A 20,985-nucleotide genomic window follows, 5' to 3' on the forward strand; every position below is an offset into this window, starting at 1 on the left:
ATGATGAAAATCATCCCCACTTCCAACTTTTGCCGGAAGCGGGGATACAGTTGATATTATATAGTTGTTGCAAGATGATCTTTCAGATAGACCGACAACACCGTTGCATTATCGCCTTTGAGCATGGTAAAGTGATTACCAGGTACGGTTACCACATTCACCGAAGTGCAATGCTGTCCCCATCCCAGGCTTCTCTCTTTATCTTCCCACTTCTCTTCCGCGGCTATGATCACATTTAGCGGCGCCTTGATCTTACCCGCTGTCTTATAGTTGTTCAACACCTCAATGTTGCTCACTTTGATATCGGTGAGCCTCATGATGAAATCGATCCAGGCTTTTCTGTCATCAGGCATGCGGCCCTGCAGGAATCCGGAGATAACAGGCACCGCTTCTGACATTGACAGGTTGCGGGTTCCGTTCTTCAGTTCTGCAATCCAATCTGGATAAGGCTTGCGGATAATCTTGTTCTCTTCCAGCGCCTCAACCGCCGATTGATAGAATATATCAGCGTGGGTGAGATTACCGTTGTTGAGTATATCAATATGACCGGGACGTGCTTCTGCATCCAGTATAGCCGCGAACGTTACGGTTTGCCCCGCTGCTTCCAGCTGCTTCACCATTTCGTACAGCACGTAGCCGCCGAAAGAGTGAGCGATAAGTCTGTAAGGCCCGTCAGGCTGTATTTCCCTGATACGGCTGATGTTCTGCGCGGCAATTTCCTCAATGGTATACAGCGGTCTTTCACCTTCCAGAACACCCTGCATTTGCAGGCCATACACAGCTCCGGTATCATTCAGTTCCTTCGCCAGTTCATCATAGCCATCACTGAGACCATCCTGACCAGGTATGAGGAACATCGGGAAGGCAGCGTTACCCTGGTTGAGAAGACGGATATGCTCATTATACCTTGAGGTATCAGGCATGGCAGCAGCTTCTTCTCCGGCTGCAGATTGCAGCCTTGATATGTATTCCGTCATCGCTGCAATGGTTGGTGTTTCAAACACCTCGCTGAGCGACATTTCCACGCCTGTTTTCTTTCTTACAGCAGCAATCAGGCGGATGGACAGCAGTGAATGTCCGCCAAGTGCGAAGAAGTCGTCGTATACACCAACCTGGTCTACTTCCAGCAGTTGTCCCCATATTTCGGCCAGCACTTCTTCTGTTTCGTTGCGCGGCGCCACATATTCGTTGCCGGCAAGTGCCACAGCATCCGGGTCCGGCAGTGCTTTGCGGTCTACCTTGCCGTTAGCGGTAACGGGTATACTGTCGATCTTAACAAACAGAGAAGGCACCATATATTCAGGCAACCTGTTCTCCAGCCAGGCGATCACGGCATTTCTGTCGAACTCCCCTCCTGCGATGATGTATGCCACCAGTACTTTATTGTCTGCTGTACCTTTGGCCACCACCACGGCCTTGCTGATGTCGTCGTATTGCTCAAGCACACTTTCTATCTCACCCAGTTCAATTCTGTAACCGCGCACCTTCACCTGATCGTCTATACGGCCCAGGTATTCGATGCTGCCATCAGGCAGCCAGCGGCCAAGGTCACCGGTACGATAGAGACGTGAAACGGGTTGACGGCTGAAGGTATCAGCGATGAACTTCTCGGCCGTGAGCTCCGGACGATACAGATAGCCGCGGGCGATGCCAGGGCCGCCGGAACAGATCTCACCGGCTACGCCTGTAGCACAGAGGCGCTGCTGTTCATCCAGAATATACACTTTCATATTAATCACGGGCTTACCAATCACGATGGTATCACCGTGGATAGGATCGTCTGTAAGCGTGGTACATACTGTATTCTCCGTAGGTCCGTATGCGTTAATAACACGGATGCCTTTCGACTGGAAGTAACGGGCATCTTCTCTGTTGAGTGGCTCTCCTGCAGAAACAATCGTACGGATACCGCCCAGCTCTTCCCGGATGGTATGCTGATAGGAAGGCGGCAGCGTTACCAGCTCCACGCCCTGCTTGCTTACCATGGCGCCGAAGCGGGCTGCCTCCAGCAGGTCTTCTTTACGCGGCAGCACCAGACATCCGCCACTCAATAAAGTGTTGAATATTTCATAGCAGGATGCATCGAAACCGAAGGCTGCGAACTGCAATGTTTTCAGACCCGGTGTAAGTCGCAGCGCCACCGCCTGGCTGAGCGCCAGGTTCACAACACCTTTGTGTTCAAGCATTACGCCTTTAGGATTACCAGTGCTGCCTGATGTGTAGATCACATAAGCCAGGTGGTGCGGCGCAGGAGCAGATTCCGGCGCTATCACAGGCTGACGGCCTACTTCAGCTTGTTCAGCGTCAAGGCGTATTACTATCAGACCATGAGGCAGATCGAGTTCCAGCGCGAGAGAGCGGCTGGTGACGATCATAGCAGCGCGGCTGTCTTCCAGCATGTAAGTGATACGCGCCTGCGGATAAGACGGATCTATCGGCAGATAGGCGCCTCCCGCTTTGATAATGCCCAGTATCGCCACAATCATATCCAGTGAGCGGTCCAGGCACAGCGGCACAAGCGTTTCCGCTTGCACGCCTTTACTGCGCAGATAATGCGCCAGCTGGTTGGAGCGGGTGTCGAGTTCCTGGTAAGTGAGGGTGGTATTGTCAAACATTAATGCTGTAGCATCCGGACGCGCAGCCACCTGTTCGCGGAAGAGGTCTATAATAGACTTACCCGTAGCATCATAAGGCGCCGGAGTATCATTAAACCCAACGGTTACACGAAGCTGCTCCTCCTTGTCCGTCATGATGATGTCGCCGATCTTCGCATCCGGGTGATGAACGATGTATTGCAACACCTGCCTGAAATGTGCGCCTATCATCTGGATGAATTCATCCTGGAGTAACGCAGCGTTGTATTTAAACTTGATCTCAATATCCTCACGCAATACTGCGGTGATACCTAACGGATAGTTGGCGCGGTCGCGGCCTTCCATATTATCCATCTGCAGGCGCCATTCGCTCGTTTCCAATAATTCGCCAACAGGATAGTTTTCGAATACGAGGAAGTTGTCGAACAGATCACCGGGCACTTCCAGCCAGCTCTGTATATCATTGAGGGCAGTATACTGATATTCGCGGCTCTGCACCTGTTGATGCTGCAGTGCATGTAGCCATTCTGTCACAGATCCGGCATCATTGATACCGGTGTAGAGCGGCAATGTATTGATGAACATACCCACTTTCCTTTCTATGCCTGGCAGATCATCCGGCCGGCCTGATACAGTCACACCGTAGGTTACCTGCTGGCTACCAGTGTAGCGGGATAACAGATACGCCCACACGCCCTGTACGACGGTATTCACCGTCACGCGCTGTTGCTGGGCAAAAGCAGAAATCCGTTTGGTAGCCAGTTCATCAAAGCTTACAATACTGGTACGGTAAATACCTTTACCCTTCGTTCTCTCTGCGGTGGCGCCCACAAAAGGCAGAAGCGTTCCGCCGTCTATACCGGACAGGTACTGTTTCCAGTATGCGACTTCTTCTGCTTTATCACGGCGGTCGAGATACCTGATATAATCTTCATACCTGTCTTCTTCCACCACTGTCAGCGTTTTACCTGCAGACAGCTCATCATATGCCTGTAACAATTCTTCTACGAGTACAGGTCCAGACCATCCGTCCAGCAGCAGGTGATGGAACGTCCAGATCATCCTGTAGCGGGTATCCGTGAGGCGCAGAAGTGCTACGCGGGTAAGCGGCGGTTCCTTGAAGTTGAAGCCCTTCGTCAGTTCCGACAGTTCATAATTGATCCAGGTTTCCTGCTGTGCATCCGGTGCAAGATGACGATAGTCTTCATGTGCTACCGGTATAGTCACTTCCCTGAACACTGCCTGTACGGGGACGCTGAAGGCATTGGCAAAGAAGCCGCTGCGCAATACGCTGTGCCGTTGCAACAGGTGCTGCCATGAAGCGATGAGCGCCGGAATATCCGGTTCATCCACCGTACAGTTAAGCTGCTGCATGTACACGCCCGTTCCGCTTTCATAAAGACCGTGGAACAACATACCTTCCTGGAGACTGCTCAGACGATACACAGCCGTAACCTGTTCCCTGAGTGCTTTTCCGGACTCCTGTGGTGTATCGAGGAAGTTGTCCAGCTCCGTATTGGAGATAACACCACCGAGATTGAAATCAGATGGCGTGAATTCCTGACGTATAGCCGCCTGTGTTACGGTGTGCGTGATGAGGTCCTGCAATGTTTCCAGGTAGTGTGCAGACAACTGCTCAATCGTGGCAGCCTCGAAGTGTTGCGTGCTGTACGTCCAGTACAATACCAGTTCTCCGTTTCTTACAGAACTGTTCACCGCTACCTTGTAACGGATGCTGTAGTCTGCATCCTCACCCGTATCTGAGGTTTCGCTTGCGGCACTGAACCATTTGCTATGGCCCATTGCGGCGTCCACCTGACCCAGGTAGTTGAAGGTAATATCCCACGGATCATTTCCCTGGAAGGCTTCTTCTTTGTTGATATACTTCAGTACACCATAACCCAGACCTTTATCTGGCATCTGGCGCAACTGCTCTTTCACTTCCTTCAGCAGTTTACCGGTATCTTCAATATCGCCGGTGCTCAGCAATACTGGATACAGGCTGGTGAACCATCCAACTGTATTACTTATATCAATCTGGTTGGAGATGTCTTCACGACCGTGACCTTCGAGACCGATCACCGTATCACGGCCATATTTTGTACGCAGTGTCTTCGCCAATGCGGCCAGCAGGATGTCGTTTATCTCAGTTCTGTAGGCCTGTGGCGCCGTCTGCAATAACTGACGTGTGAGTCGGGCATCGAGCCGCACTTCCTGTACGCCCAGGTCTTTTGTGCGCAACGGTTTCGCCGACGCATGATCTGTTTGCAGCGGTACATATTGTTGCGTTATATTTCTCCAGTAAGAACGCTGACCAAGCAGACGTTCGCTTTCGCCGTACTCCGCGAGTGCATTGTACCATTCGCGGTAAGAGCTGCTCTTGCTTCCAGGTTGTAAACCGTCAAACAGGCGTTCCAGGTCATCCTGCAATATTCTCCACGACACACCATCCACCGCAAGGTGATGTATGGTGATCAACAAGCGGTTTGCACGCACATCATCCGGTGTGAGGAACAATAAGGCAGATATCAGTCTTCCTTCGTGCACCTGTATCTTATGTTGCGATGCCTCTCCATGAACGGCCAGTTTTTCTGCCCAGGCGGTTTCATTTCTCAAATCCACTACTTCAAACTGCACGGATGGAGAACCATACTGCTGCAGCCATTCACCGCCTTCACGGGTATAAGTGAAACGAAGCGCGTCATGTCTTTCCATCAACTGCTGTAATGTACCAAACAATACTTCCGCGGTCACTTTCTTATCGATGCCCAGCAATTGTTGCTGATTGAAATAAGGCGTTATCTCCTGTTCTCCTTCAAGGTACCATTGCTGAATCGGCAGCAGGCCGCTGTTACCGGAAAGTATACCCTGTTCGCCCAGGACAGCCTTATCCTTTCGGGAAGCCAGCAGCTGCGAAAGCCCTGCTATCGTCTGGTATACGAACAGATCTTTCGGCTTCAGTTCATAGCCGAAACGTTTGGCCCTTCCTACTACCTGAATAGTGATGATGGAATCACCGCCCAGTTCAAAGAAGTTATCATCTCTGTCTACCTGTTTCACACCCAGCAATTCTTTCCAGATCACCGCCAGCGTTTCTTCTACGTTACCATTGAGGGTAGTATGACGGGAAGTAGCTGTAGATACTGTTCTGAGCAGTGCCTGTTTATCTACTTTGCCGTTGGCAGTAAGCGGTATAGTGTCCAGCTCTGTGACAGATGAAGGCAACATGTATGCCGGCAGTCGCTCTTCGAGATATGCCTGTAATTTAATTTTATCAAAATGCTCCTGCGGTACAACGAAAGCCACAAGCCTTCTCCGGTTGCTGTTATCTGTTTTTACAGCCACTACTGCCTGCTTCAGCTGATTACTCTGCATCATCACCGTCTCAATCTCTCCCGGCTCAATCCTGTAGCCGCGGATCTTTACCTGATCATCTATACGACCGAGATATTCGATGTTGCCATCCGGCAGCCAGCGGCCAAGGTCCCCGCTTCTGTAAAGGCGTGCGCCTGGTACATGACTGAATGTATCCGGGATAAATTTCTCAGCGGTCAGTTCAGGCTTATTGAGATAACCTCTTGATACCCCAGCGCCCCCCATGCAGATCTCTCCTGCAACGCCCACAGGACAAAGCTCCTGCTGAGCGTCCAGTATGTATATCCTCACGTTTGGCAATGGCTTTCCTATCACTATCGTGTCACCCTGTAACGGATCATCTGTGATGGTAGCACATACGGTATTCTCCGTAGGGCCGTAAGCATTCACTACACGGATACCTTTCGACTGGAAGTAGCGGGCATCTTCGCGGATGAGCGCTTCACCGGCAGAGACAATGGTACGCAGTGTTCCCAGGTCTTCCCTCACCGTATGCTGATAAGACGGCGGCAGCAGCACCATTTCCGCCTGATGCTTTTGAATCATGGCACTGAAGCTGTCAGCTGCCAGGAGATCTTCCCGCTTCGGAATGATCAGGCATCCGCCACTGGATAATGTATTGAATATTTCGTAACAAGAAGCGTCAAAGCCGAAAGTGGCAAACTGCACAGACCGCAGGCCGGGTTTGAGGTGCAGTGCCTCGCCCTGGCTCAGGGCGAGATTCACTACACCTTTATGTTCTATCATTACGCCCTTTGGATTGCCGGTACTACCTGATGTATAGATTACATAACACAGGTGATGTGGAGCAGGCGGGTTGTCAGGCGTATGTTCCGGTTGGTCGCGGAATATATCCTGCCCTGCTTCTGCGATCACAGTCTGCGTATGTGCAGGTATGTCCAGCTGTTGCGCCAGTGCACTGCCGGTAAGGATCAGCGCAGCACGGCTATCATCCAGCATATAGCGGATGCGGGCTGCCGGATAAGCCGGATCCAGCGGCAGACATGCACCACCAGCTTTCAGTATGGCCAGCACGCCTACCACCATTTCCAGCGAACGCTCCATGCAAACAGCGACCAGCACTTCTTCCTTCACACCGCGGCTACGCAGAAAATGCGCCATCCGGTTGGCATAGCGGTCGAGCTCACGGTAGGTGAGTTGCTGATCTTCAAATACCAGGGCCTGCTGATCCGGATAGGCGTTCACGTTAGCATTGAAGAGGTCCAGGATAGTTTTACCATGAGCATCATAGCCAGCCTGGATATTGTTGAAACCTTCAGTCAGGCGTTCACGTTCTTCATCTGTGAGCAATGCAATCTCCCCTACTTTAGCCATGGGGTTGCTCACAATGTACTCCAGCACCCTGGAGAAGTGACCACGCAACTGCGCGATATAGTTGTCTTCCAGCAAAGCTGTATTATGCTGGAAAAGGATGTTTATTTCATCTGTCACGCCTATCAGTACACTCAGCGGATAGTTGGTATGTTCCTCCACGTGCAGCTGTTCGATCTGGAGCTTCCAGGGGAAAGACAAGGCTTCTTCATCTATAGGATAGTTCTCATACACCATAAGCGTATCAAACAGTTCACCCTGCACACCAGACCAGCGACGGGTTTCACTGAGCGGCGTAAACTGATGCCTGCGGCTTTGTACCTGCGCAGCCTGTATGTCGCGCAGCCAGTCGGCTACCGGCATGTCATTATCCACGGTAATATGCGAAGGCAACGTATTGATGTACATACCCACTCTTCTTTCTACTCCCGGCAGGTCATCCGGACGTCCGGAAACGATAGAACCAAACACCACATGCCTGTTGCCGGTATAGCGGTGAAGAATATACGCCCACACAGCCTGCATCAGCGTATTCATAGTGAGGCGCTGCTGTTGGGCATAAGTCGACACTGTACGGGTTGCTGCAGCGTTGAATGTGATAGCTGTCGTTTTGTAAACCCCTCTGCGGCCATTGTTTCTTTCAGTGGCATTACCAATGAAAGGCAACAGCGTACCCGTCTCAAGTCCTTCGAGATAACTGCGCCAGTAAGCAGCAGCATCTTCTTTATCGAGGCGGTCTATATAACGGATATAATCTTCATAACGGTCTTCCTCAGTCATTACAGGCTGCTGACCAGTCACCAGCTGCTCATAGGCACGCAGCAATTCTTCCATCAGCACCGGCATAGACCATCCGTCTACCAGCAGGTGATGATAAGTCCATACCATGCGGTGACTGTTATCCGTGAGACGGAATAAAGTGATATGCATCAGTGGCGGATGACTGAAATCAAATCCCTTTTCCAGCAGTGCAGCTTCGTATGCCGTCCAGGCAGCTTCCTGTTCCGCATCACTCATGCCGCGGTAATCCAGCTCTGTAACGGGCATGGTTATATCCTTATAAACGCATTGCACCGGCACACGGAATGCATCATGGTGGAAGCCGCTGCGCAGGATAGCATGGCGCTGGAATATATAACGCCAGCTTTCTGTAAAGTATTTCACATCCAGGTCATAGAGAAGGTATGTGAACTGCTCAGTGTATGCATCAGTGGCGCTGTCATAGAGACCGTGGAAGAGCATCCCTTCCTGGAGACCGCTCAGACGGTACATGCTGGTAATGGCATCCCTGCGCTGCGAACCGTCAGGCATTGCGGCATCAAGGAAGCTGTCCAGCTCCACATTACTCACAAGCCCCGCCAGGCCATAATCGGCAGGCGTGGATATGAGTTGCACTGCAGCCTGAGCTACGGCATGTTTAATAATAGCTTCCAGACCACTGATATAATTGTCTGCCAGTTGTGCAATGGTAGCCTCGTTGAAGTGTCGGTGGCTGTAACTCCACTCTAATTGCAGTTCCCCGCCGGTCACCATACTGTTGATGGCGATCCTGCGTCTTATCGTATAATCCTCACCGATGTCCTTTCCGTTACCATCGGCGATGGTGAACCACTTTCCTTTCCCGGCAACAGTATCAAACTGGCCGAGGTAGTTGAAAGTTAGATCCCACGGATCATTGCCTTGTAACGCTTTGGCCTTATTAATGTATTTCAGGACACCGAAGCCGATACCTTTGTCTGGTACCTGGCGTAACTGCTCCTTAATTTCGCGCAACAGGTTTCCTTCGCCGGTAACGCCGGTGGTTGACAACAATACAGGATACAGGCTGGTAAACCATCCTATAGTGTGGCTCACATCCACGCTTCTGTCGATATCTTCACGGCCGTGGCCTTCCAATCCTATGATAGTCTCACCACCGGTCAATGGCGCCAGCGCCTTCGCCAGCGCTGCCAGCAACACATCGTTAATGTCTGTGTGATAAGCCGCCAGGACTTCCTGTAACAGCTGCTGTGTAAGCGCACTACTGAGGTTCACACGGAGCGTGCTCATATCGTTGATATGCAGCGCCTGATCATACTTATGATCCGCTGGCAGTGGTGCATACTGCCTAGTGATGCCGGTCCAGTAGTCCAATTGCTTCAACAGGCGCTCACGCTGGCCATATTTCACCAGCGATTCTTGCCACTCGCGGTAAGAGCTGGTCTTTTTACCCAGCGCTACCGGCGTGTTACTGCTAAGGCTATTGAGCAGGAGTTCCAGGTCTTCCAGCAAAATTCTCCAGGAAACACCATCTACAGCCAGGTGATGGACTGCGAGTAACAGGCGGTTATGTTTTTCTTCCGCGGGAGTTTGCAGCAGTACAGCGCTGATAGTAACGCCCTGCGTTACATCGATCATCCGCTGGTATATCTCACTGTAGGAAGCAATCAGGTTGTCGAGTTCCTGTAATGGCTCCAGCTGCAGGTTGACTACTGCCAGTTTACCTTCGTATTGGTAGTCCCCATAAATCTGCTTCCATCCTTCTTCAGTATGAGCGTAACGGAAACGGAGACTGTCATGCTGATTTACCAGGTGCATGATGGCAGCAGATAACGTTGACTCGTGTACGCTTTTATCTATCGCCAGGGTGATGGACTGGTTGAAATGAGACGGACGTGATGAGGTCTCTTTCTCCAGGTACCATTGTTGTACCGGTAGCAGGCCTGCTTCTCCGGTGAGGCTACCCTGGTCAGCTGAAACTGTAGCTGCTTCCTTACGCGCAGACATCACTGAATACAGCAGGGCTATCGTCTGGTAATCAAACAGGTCTCCTACCTGCAACTCATAACCATTACGCCTTACGCGGCTTACTACCTGTATGGTAATGATAGAGTCTCCGCCAAGGGCAAAGAAATTATCGTGTATGCCTACACGTTCTACACCAAGTACTTCTTCCCATATACCTGCCAAGGTTCTTTCTATTTCGTTGCGAGGCGCTACATAAGAGCCTTCGTCAGTAGTTGCGCTTTCCGGATCAGGTAGCGCCTTCCTGTTCACCTTACCATTTGGCAACAGCGGGAAGTAATCCAGCACCATCAGCAGCGATGGCACCATGTATTGAGGCAGCTTCTCTGTGAGGGACTCCAATACCTCTTCTCTGTCGATCTCTTCTGCGGCAGTCACATAAGCTATCAAACGCTTATTGCCATTATCATCAGTTCTCACGACTACCACCGCCTGATCAATCGTTTCATAACTATTCAATGCGCGTTCTATTTCACCCAGTTCTATCCTGTAGCCACGGATCTTCACCTGGTCGTCTGTACGGCCCAGGAACACGATGTTACCGTCAGGCAGGTATTTCACCATATCGCCTGTATTATAGAGCCTTGCTGAAGGATTTTCTGAGAAGCGGTCCTGTATGAATTTGCCAGCTGTCAGCTCTTCATTGTTGAGGTATCCTTTTGCTACGCCTGCGCCACCGATATACAGCGTGCCCGGCACACCCGCTGGGTTCAGCTGCATCGCATTACTTAATACGTATACATTTGTCTGAGAGAACGGACGACCAACAGGGATGCTGTTACCATAGCCGGTTTCGTCATCTATGATATGCAGCAGTTTACCTATAGTTGTTTCAGTCGGACCGTAGTGGTTTACTATTGTACATTCGTTACCGTTATCTCTGATATTGTTAACCACTGCTGTTTCCAGCAACTCACCACCAAATATCAGCAGGCGTTCCGGTAGCAGTAATCTGTCAGGCAGGCACAATGCTTTCCAGTGGGATGGTACAATTTTGATGCAGTCAATTTTATATCTGTCGAAATAATCAGCCACTCTGTCCGCATCCTGCACAGCATCTTTAGAAAGAATGTGCAGCGCGCCACCGGTGGCCAGTGCGCCGTAGATCACTGTATTACCCAGGTCTGTAGCAAAGCTGGACATCAAGGCAAATGACCTGCATTTGCTGACCGGCAACGTTGCTGTAAGACCGGTGATATAATCAGACAGATTGCTGTGCGTTACCATCACCCCCTTGGGTTGGCCGGTACTGCCGGAAGTATAGATCACGTAGGCCACCTGATCGCTATGCACCAGGCTGGCTGTATCTTCTGAAGAATTAACGTCAACATCATTCCAGTCATCATCCATCAGCACAAGGTCTGTCTGATCTGCGGGCAGCTGCGATGCTATGTCGTTGTCGGTAATGATCACAGATGCAGCAGTATCTTCCAGTATGTAACGGATACGTTCTTCCGGGAAATCAGGTTCCACAGGCACATAGGCTGCTCCCGCCTTCAATACACCGAGAACGGCTACCATCATCTCCTGTGAACGGTGGAGACATACCGGCACCATAGATCCGGCTTTCACGCGTTTACCCCTGAGATAATGCGCCAGCTTGCCGGAGCGTTCATTCAGTTCTTTGTAGGAAAGCGTACGGCCTTCAAATACCAGTGCAGGCGCTTCAGGCGTGCGGGCAGCCTGCGCTTCAAAAAGGGCCACAAAGGAGGCGTCTTCCGAAGGCAACAGCTCTCCGACAGTGGTCAGCAGCAACTGTTCTTCTTCTATCGTGATCAGACGCAGCAGATCAATATTTTCAGAAGGCTGCGCCACAGCGGATGCCAGCAGTTGTTCAAAGTGCCTGATCATCCGCTGAACCGTTACTTCGGTAAACAGATCCGTACAGTACACTACTGTACCGGAAAGTCCTTCTTCCGTATCATCCATTGTAAATACGAGATCGAACTTAGCGGTAGTCAGCTCCAACGCCTCTTCTGACAGAGGTATACCTCCCAGGTCAAGATCCGGCTGACCGGTCGCATTCTGTAAGCCAAATATCACCTGGAATATTGAGCTGTAGCTCATGTCGCGGTCTTTCACAACCTGGTCTACTATTTTCTCAAAAGGAACATCCTGGTGCTCAAATGCATTGACAACAGTCTGTTGTACCTGACGAAGCAATGTTCTGAACTCAACGCCCCTGGTAACGTTGCTGCGCAGCGCAAGGGTGTTGATAAAGAAGCCGATGAGGTTCTCTACTTCATGCTGTGTTCTTCCTGCCACGGGCGTACCCACACAAATGTCTTCCTGTCCGCTGTAACGGTACAACAATACATTGAAGGCTGCCAGCATAGTCATGTAGAGTGTTACCCCCTCTTCCTGGCTGAAACGTCGCAGCTGTTCTACCAGTTCGGGCTGCAGACTGAACGTCGTCACACTTCCTTTTACGCTTCTGATAGCCGGGCGAACAAAGTCAGTTGGCAGATCGAGCGGCATTACACCTTCCAGGTTATCTTTCCAGTAAGCCATCTGGCTGTCAAGCTTCTCACCGGTAATATATGTTCGCTGCCATACAGCATAATCAGCATATTGTACAGGCAGTTGCGGCAACTCCGCTGCCACACCCGCTGTTGCTTCCTGGTACAGGGCTGCCAGCTCTTTCATCAGGATGCCACCGGACCATGCGTCAGAAGCAATATGGTGCGTAGTGATCACAAGAATATACTCGCCTGCATCCTGTACAATAAGATCTGCACGCAGCATATGATCTGTCGACAAATCGAAAGGTTTGTCAGTAACTGTTTTGATGAACCGGGCCAGTGCGGCGGCATCATTTTTATATAAAGAATCGTCTGTGATGTTCAGCGTCCATAGATCTTTATCCAGGATATGCTGATAAGCGCGTCCATTCTCTTCCTTAATTACCGTGCGCAGAACCTCATGGCGATTTACTATCGTGCGGAAAGCCGCAGCCAGGGAAACGGTATCAGGCGCGCCATGCAGGCGAACCACCAGCGGCACATGATATTGCACAGAGCCTTCCAGCTGATCGATGAACCACAGCCTTTCCTGGCTGAAGGACAGTGGAATACGGCTGGTACGTGCCGCAGGAGATATAACTGGAAGGGCTGTACGATTCTCCTCTTCCCCGATAAGCTTAGCCAGCTGCGCAACAGTTGGATGAACAAATATAGCCTTAACAGAAAGGCTGACACCTGTCTTCCTCCGGATCGTGGACACCATGCGCATGGTAAGCAGAGAGTGCCCGCCAAGTTCAAAGAAATTATCGTCAACACCTACACGTTGTACTTGCAGCAAATCCTGCCACAGTGCAGCCAGGCTCTGCTCTGCAGGGTTGCGTGGTGCGATGTAAGCTTTCGCAGATGTTGTTATACCACTATCCGGTAATGCACGCCTGTCAAGCTTTCCATTGGAGGTGAGCGGCAGGCTGTCCATTGGTATCAGTATCTGCGGCACCATATAGTCCGGCAGTTTGCCCGTTGCATAAGCTATGATCTCTTCCCGGCTGAAGGGACCTTCTGGTACTACATAGGCAACCAGCACCTTGTTACCATCCACGCCGTCTTTAGCCAGCACCGCTGCGGATCTCACCTTACCCGAGGCGATGATCACACCGGATATTTCACCCAGCTCAATACGGAAACCGCGGATCTTCACCTGGTCATCTATACGCCCCAGGTACTCCAGGTTGCCGTCAGGCAACCACCTTGCGAGGTCCCCTGATTTATACAGGCGCTCTTCCGGATCAGAACTGAACGGATCGTTGATAAATCTTTCGGTGGTCAGCTCAGGGCGGTTGAGATAACCGCGCGCCACACCTGCGCCACCAACATGTATTTCACCGGGTACGCCCACTGGCACCAGCTGCCGCGCGGCATCCAGCACATAGAGGCTCAGCGTCGGAATAGCTTTACCCACCACGCTGCTGCTGGTTAATTTATTTATATCCAGTTCATGGAATGTAGAGTGGACGGTTGTTTCAGTGATACCGTACATGTTGATCATCCTTGATCTGCTGTACAGTTTCATCCAGGGCCTTACTTTCGCCGGGTTGAGCGCTTCTCCTGCAAAGATCACATAACGCACATCCAGCGGCGGCGCTTCTGTAACGATGTAATCCTGTAAGACGTAAAACGCAGACGGGGTCTGGCAAAGCACCGTCACTTTATTCTCAGCGATCAGCTTACCGAAGGCGCCTGCGTCCTGGGCCACCCGCTTGGGTACAATCACCAGCTTCGCGCCATAGAAGAGTGCGCCATACATTTCCCATACAGATACGTCGAAGCAGAAGGAATGGAACAATGACCATACGTCATCAGCACTGAAGTCATACAGTGGCCTGTCGGTCTCGAAAAGGCGCACCACATTCCTGTGCTCGATCATTACGCCTTTGGGCTTTCCGGTAGACCCTGAAGTATAGATAATATAAGCGCACTGCTCAGGACGAATAGTTATTTGTGGTGCCTCAACAGGATATGCGCCGATCGTTTCCCTTTGTTCATCCAATACAATGATCTCAATAGTGGTAGTAGCACACAACCTTTCCAGGCAGTTGCTGTGGCTCAGTACCTGCGTGGCTCCCGTATCCTCCAGCATATAGCTGATACGGTCTGCCGGATAATCAGGATCTATTGGTACATATACACCTCCGGCTTTCAATATGCCCAGTATACCTACTACCATATCCACAGATCTTTCCAGGCAAACCGGCACTAACATTTCCGCCCGTACGCCTTTGCTGACCAGGTAATGCGCAAGCTGTGACGAGCGCTCGTCCAGCTGACGGTAAGTAAGCGACTCGCCCTCACACACCACAGCGGTAGCCTCTGGCGATAATGCTGATCCTGCGGCCACCAGGTCGTTGATCGTCTTTTCTTTTGGATACCCGGCAAGACTGTTGCGGGAGATGAACAGCAGTCGCTTTTCTTCTGCCGGTGTGAGCAGGTTAAGCGTACCTATCTGCGCGGCTGGATCTTTAACGATAGCGCGGAGCAGCTGTTCAAAATGTGAAGTGAGCTGTTTCATCCGCTCTTCCGTGAAGAGATCTGTGCAATACTCAACATGGCCGGTGATACCGGAAGCATTTTCTTCCAGTGATACCGTAAGGTCAAATAATGTTGTGGTATGAGGTATATCCTGGTAAACGAGGTGCAGGCCTCCTAGCAGCAGTTCAGGTACCGGTGGTGTGTTCTGAAGAATGAACATCGCCTGGAATAGCGGGCTGCGGCTCATATCACGGTCTTTGACTAACCGTTCTACTATTTTCTCAAACGGCACATCCTGATGTTCATATGCACCGAGTGTGATATCTTTTACCTGTTGCAGGAAAGATATGAAAGAAGGATTGTTACCCAGGTTACTGCGTAAAGCGATGGTGTTGAGGAAGAAACCAATCAGTCCTTCTGCTTCCTGTTGTGTTCTTCCGGAAACAGGAGAGCCTATGCATATATCCTCCTGCCCGCTGTAGCGGTACAACAGAACCTTGAAAGCCGCCAGCAACGTCATAAACAAGGTAACGCCCTGTTGACGGGAGAGTTCCTGCAACTGATCATGCAGTTCTTTATCGATATTAAACCAGCTGATGGCGCCGTTAAATTGCTGCACCGGCGGACGCGGGAAATCCGCAGGCAAATCCAGCGGCGTCGCATTTACCAGTTGTTTTTCCCAATAGTCCATTTTACTGCCGAGTACTGCGCCATCGAGGTGAGTGCGCTGCCATACTGCATAATCAGCGTATTGAACTTCCAGTTGTTCCAATATTGGTTCACGTTTCTCTGCGTTGGCGCGATATAATTCCACCAGCTCCGATACCAATATCGACATAGACCATCCGTCGCTGGCGATGTGGTGTATGGTGAGCACCAGCATATGTTCTTCCGGCGCTACCTTCACAAGATGCGCCCTCAATGTATGATCATTACTGAGATCAAACGGGCCGCTTACCAGGTCTGCCGCAAATCTGCGCAAGGCCGCTTCATCTTCCTGCTGCCACTCAGTAGCCTGCAGGCGGATCATCTTCCATTGACCTTTAGGCAGCATCCGTTGGTAAGGAATACCATCCTTCTCTCCTATTACGGTACGCAGCACTTCATGCCTGTTCACGATGGTACGCAATGCCTGTTCAAGCCCTGTAATATCCAGGCGGCCGTGCAGACGCAGAATGGCAGGTATATGATAAGCTTCAGTGCCCTGGAGCCGGTCAATGAACCACAGGCGCTCCTGACTGAAAGACAACGGTATATCTGCCGGACGCTGTCCTGCTTCCACCGGCGGCAATGCACTGCCTTTCGTCTGCAGATCGAGGTAACCCGCCAGTTGTGCAATAGTAGGGTAAATGAAAAAGTCCTTCACTGTCAGTTCCACATCCAGCGTTTTGCGCACAGCCGATACTACGCGAGTCGCCAGCAGCGAGTGACCACCCATTTCAAAGAAGTTGTCTTCAATGCCTATTTTCTCAATACCCAGCAGGTGTTCCCAGATACTCGCCAACTGCTGTTCTGTAAATGTTGCCGGGGCAATATAATTGATAAGGCGTTTGCGTTGTATGTCTTCCCATTCAGTCAGGAATCTGCGATCTACCTTACCGTTACCAGTCAGCGGCAGATATTGCAGCGGTACAAGATCCGACGGCACCATATAGTCAGGCAGTAATCCCTGCAGCTGGTGTTTTATATTTTTCTGAAGCGACTCGCATATATCTGCAAACAGCGGAATGTTTGTTTTAACTACATCCGTAAAGCTGATGCTGTTGCTGTAAGCCTGTTCCACGAAGCCTTCGAATGGATGCAGTTCCAGCAGCAGGTTTATCTTCATTGGATCTTCATCGAGCAGAAAGCGGCAGGAATAGCCTGCAGATGCTGCTTCTTCGAGGATCTCGTTAACAACGAACGTTACTTCATCAGGCGTGAGAATGTATTCTGAAAGATCCTTCACATTATGTACCACCCTGTTCCGGAGGGCATGTTCCAGCAGGCGTTCTTTCCACAGACGATGACTGGGCACATCCTGTAATGCAATCACTTCCATCCGGTTGTTGATCTGATCAATGATGGACTGCTTGTCTGCAATATCCTCCCAGCGCTGCCAATCAGGTTGCAGTACGGGTTTCTCAATACCGATGTACATTACGGCAGTAAAACGGTACAAGGTCAACTCATTGATATAATCACCCTGTTTCCAGAGTATTTCTATATGTGTGATCTCCGGGAATTTTGTCTGGAGATGATAAAAATAAGCAGGAGAAAAACACAGTTCCTCTTCTCTCGCTACCTCCTGATCTACACTCCATTCAAATTCGCGGAGGCCGGTTTTGTCCTGGAGTTTATCCAGTTGGAGCCTGCGTTTGAAAGACGGCAGCAGGCGCAGGTCACGGACGTCACCCACAACTATACGTCCCTCTCCCTTCAGCAACGAAATCGCTTTAGCCATTACATCCGTCATGTAATCATTACCCGGAAAATACTGTACAATAGAGTTCAATATCACCAGATCTATCTCTTCTTTTTCATCCAGTATTATTTCATGGGCGGCACACAGTTTCATCTCAGTATCAGGATAGCTGCGCTCTCCTTTCCTGATACGGCGCAGAATCTGCTCGACAGATACGCGGGAAAAGTCGGTACCGATATAGCGGTCGATATGTGAAGAGATAGGATAATAGATCAGACCCGTACCAGAGCCTATTTCGAGGACACGCTTCGGTTTGAGTGAGATGATGAGGTTAGTGATGTCGTTCACCCATTTCTGCATATTCTCTGCAGGAATAGCACTGGCGCCAGCAGTGAAACTGTCGTTCCATCCGGTGATATTGAACTCTTCATCCAGGTCTTCAATCTCGTCTGTCTTACTGTAGGCGGTATCATAAAGTGCCCGCCAGCTGGCAATCTGCTGCTGCGCGAGTTCCAGTTCCTTCTTATGTACAGCATCCTGTGCAGGCACATAGTAACCGGCCAGTTTTCTTTCCCCGTTATAGTGAGGCTTCACCACCACACAACTCGCAGCTACATCCCCGAGATTGTTCAGTGTGCGTTCAATTTCAGCAGGCTCGATACGGTAACCACGCACCTTCACCTGGTCATCGATGCGGCCCATGTATTCGACGTTGCCGTCAGACAGCCAGCGTGCCTTATCACCGGTACGATACCAGCGGCCTTCAGCATCGCCGAAGGTCAGGTATTTTTCGGCTGTCAGTTCTTCGTTGTTGACATATCCCAGCGAAACACCATCACCACCTATATACAACTCTCCACCTACACCTACCGGTACGAGGTGGCGGTTTTCATCGAGGATGCGGATGCGCGCGTTAGCCACGGGCTTACCAATCGGTACGCTCACCCTCCCTGCTACATCATCCACTTCAAAATAAGTAGCGGCCACCGTGATCTCGGTAGGACCGTACATATTCACCAGTTTACCTTTGCCCAATACCGCCAGCGCTTTCTCCAGGTGTGGCAGCGAGGCCTTCTCTCCACCAAACAGCACCTTACGCATAGGTTTCAGGCCCGTGAGCTGGTTATCTATAAAGTTGTGCAACAACGCTGTGGGGAACAGTGCAATGGTAATCTTCTCCGCTGCAATGATCCTTGATAACTCAAACACATCAATAGCTGCATCGTCATCTACCATACAGAGACAGGCGCCTTTCAGCAGCGCACTGTGAATGTCGAAGGTGCTGCCGTCGAACGCATAGTTGGAACACTGCAGCAGTTTGTCTTCCGGGTATACGGCAATAGCGCCGGGATCAAAAGAGAGGTTAATGATATTCCTGCTGGTGATGGCAATGCCTTTGGGGCGACCGGTAGTGCCGGAAGTAAACATCACATTCACACAATCATCACTATTGATCTTAACACCAGGCGAAGCAATGTTACTGTTTTTCGTATAAGCGATATCGATCCCCGGCGTATATGCATCCAGGCCGGAAGATATAAACAGCTCCCTGCTGGTATACAGTACATGTATTACGCCGGCATCCTGTATCATCATGTTCATGCGTTCTGCCGGATAACCGGTATGAAAAGGCACATAGGCACTACCGCTCTTAATGATCCCCCAGATACCAACGATCATATCTATGCCGCGGCGGGACAACAGACCAACGCGCTGACCGGGTTGAACGCCCTGTTCCAGCAAGTAATTGGCCACCTGGTTAGCGCGTTCGTTCAGTTCACGGTAAGTGATGCGCTCTTTCCCGAAGCTCACTGCCGGTGCGTCAGGTGTAGCAGCTACCCTCGCTTCAAAGACGTTGATAATACCCTCATCGCCCGGATAAGAAACAGCAGCACCACTAAAGTCGGACAACTGCTGTATCTCAGGAGTATCCAGCAGTTCCAGCTCCCCTATCGTTCTTGATGCGTTGTCAGCAATAGACTCCAGCAGTTGCAGGAAGTGCTGTACCATACGTTGTATAGTAGCTTCCCTGAAAATGTCTATATAAAATTCTACTTCTACATCGATGCCTTCGGGGCCTTCCTCCATTGACCAGGAGAGGTCAAACAGGCTTGTAGTACGGTGGATTGTTTCGTCATTCATCACCACCTTGCCCATGCGGAGTTCTTTTGTTGCAGGCACGTTCTGTAACACGAAGATGACCTGGAACAATGGATTCTTACTGATGTCCCGCTCACCCATGATGGCTTCTACCACTCTTTCGAAAGGCACGTCCTGATGCTCGTAAGCATCAAGCATGGTATTCTTCACCTGCTGTAACAGCGATGTGAACGGAGGATTACCATTAAGGTCTGTACGCAATACCAGCGTGTTCACAAAGAAGCCGATCAGTTTCTCCAGCTCTGTACGCATTCTTCCTGCCACCACACCACCAACGCTTACATCCGTTTGTCCTGTATAACGGAACAACAGCACCTTGAAAGCCGCCAACAGTGTCATGTACAGTGTAGCGCCATACTCCTGCGATAAGCGTTGCAATTTTTCCGTCAGTTCTTTGCTGACATGGAAAGGTACCATGGCGCCACGTGTGCTTTTCACGACAGGACGCTCAAAATCTATCGGCAATTGCAGCAATGGAATATTATCCAGCTGCTTCTTCCAGTAAGCCAGTTTTTTGTCCATCAGCTCACCAGTGAGATACTGACGCTGCCACACTGCATAGTCCGCGAACTGAATATCCGGTTGCTCCAGCGCCGGTTCACGCTTTTCTGTTGCAGCAGTGTACAACTCATTCAACTCATTTACCAATACAGCGCTGGACCAGCCATCTGACGCGATGTGATGCATGATCAGCAACAGTACGTGCTCATCATCCGACAGGCGGAGGAGATGCGCGCGAAGCATATGGTCAGTGAAGAGATTGAACGGTTGTAATACCAGTTCGTCCAGGTAAACATTCAATCCATCCGCATCTGCATAATATTGCGGAGTATCTGTTATTGTAAGCTCCCAAAGATCTTTATCCAATACGCGTTGCCAGGCATGGCCTTCTTCCAGCTCAATGACAGTACGCAATACTTCATGACGGTTTACTACCCCGCGCAGGGCATAGGCCAGCGCGTCTTTATCCAGCACACCTTTGAGGCGGAGTGCCGCGGGTATATGATATTGTACACTCCCTTCCAACTGATCAATGAACCAAAGACGTTCCTGGCTGAAAGACAGCGGTATTCTCCCTTCAGCATCCCTGCGGGCCAGCTGTATGCTGCCACTGAAATGCTTCTCTCTTTCTCCTGATCTGTGCTTCCTGAAATATTCTATCAGGTGTTGTTTATTATCTCTGAGACGACCGAGAAAACGTTCATCGATCTCCTTATCCTCATCAGTATCTACCAACAGGTTATCATTCTCATAGGATACCCGGATGCCGCTGTCGTTTGCTTCTTTCAACAGATCAATTATCTCGTTCAGATTAAAGTCAAACATGATTAATTATTTAGAATAAAAA

Annotated in this window: 1 protein-coding gene; it reads right to left on the minus strand. The window is 50.5% G+C overall.

Going from position 1 to position 20,985, the window contains the following annotated elements; translation table 11 throughout:
- Positions 1 to 56 precede the first annotated feature (56 nt).
- Positions 57 to 20,963 (minus strand): non-ribosomal peptide synthase/polyketide synthase, encoded by a 20,907-nt coding sequence (locus tag VM802_RS14305; RefSeq protein WP_325531593.1) that lies wholly within the window; start codon positions 20,961 to 20,963, stop codon positions 57 to 59.
- Between the last annotated feature and the right edge of the window lie 22 nt (positions 20,964 to 20,985).

Source organism: Chitinophaga sp. (genome assembly GCF_035538455.1).
In the GTDB taxonomy this organism is placed as follows: domain Bacteria; phylum Bacteroidota; class Bacteroidia; order Chitinophagales; family Chitinophagaceae; genus Chitinophaga.

What these genes read in the sequence shown, in the direction of transcription:
- VM802_RS14305 (WP_325531593.1), bottom strand. Translation starts at nt 20,963, where the DNA reads ATGTTTGACTTTAATCTGAACGAGATAATTGATCTGTTGAAAGAAGCA.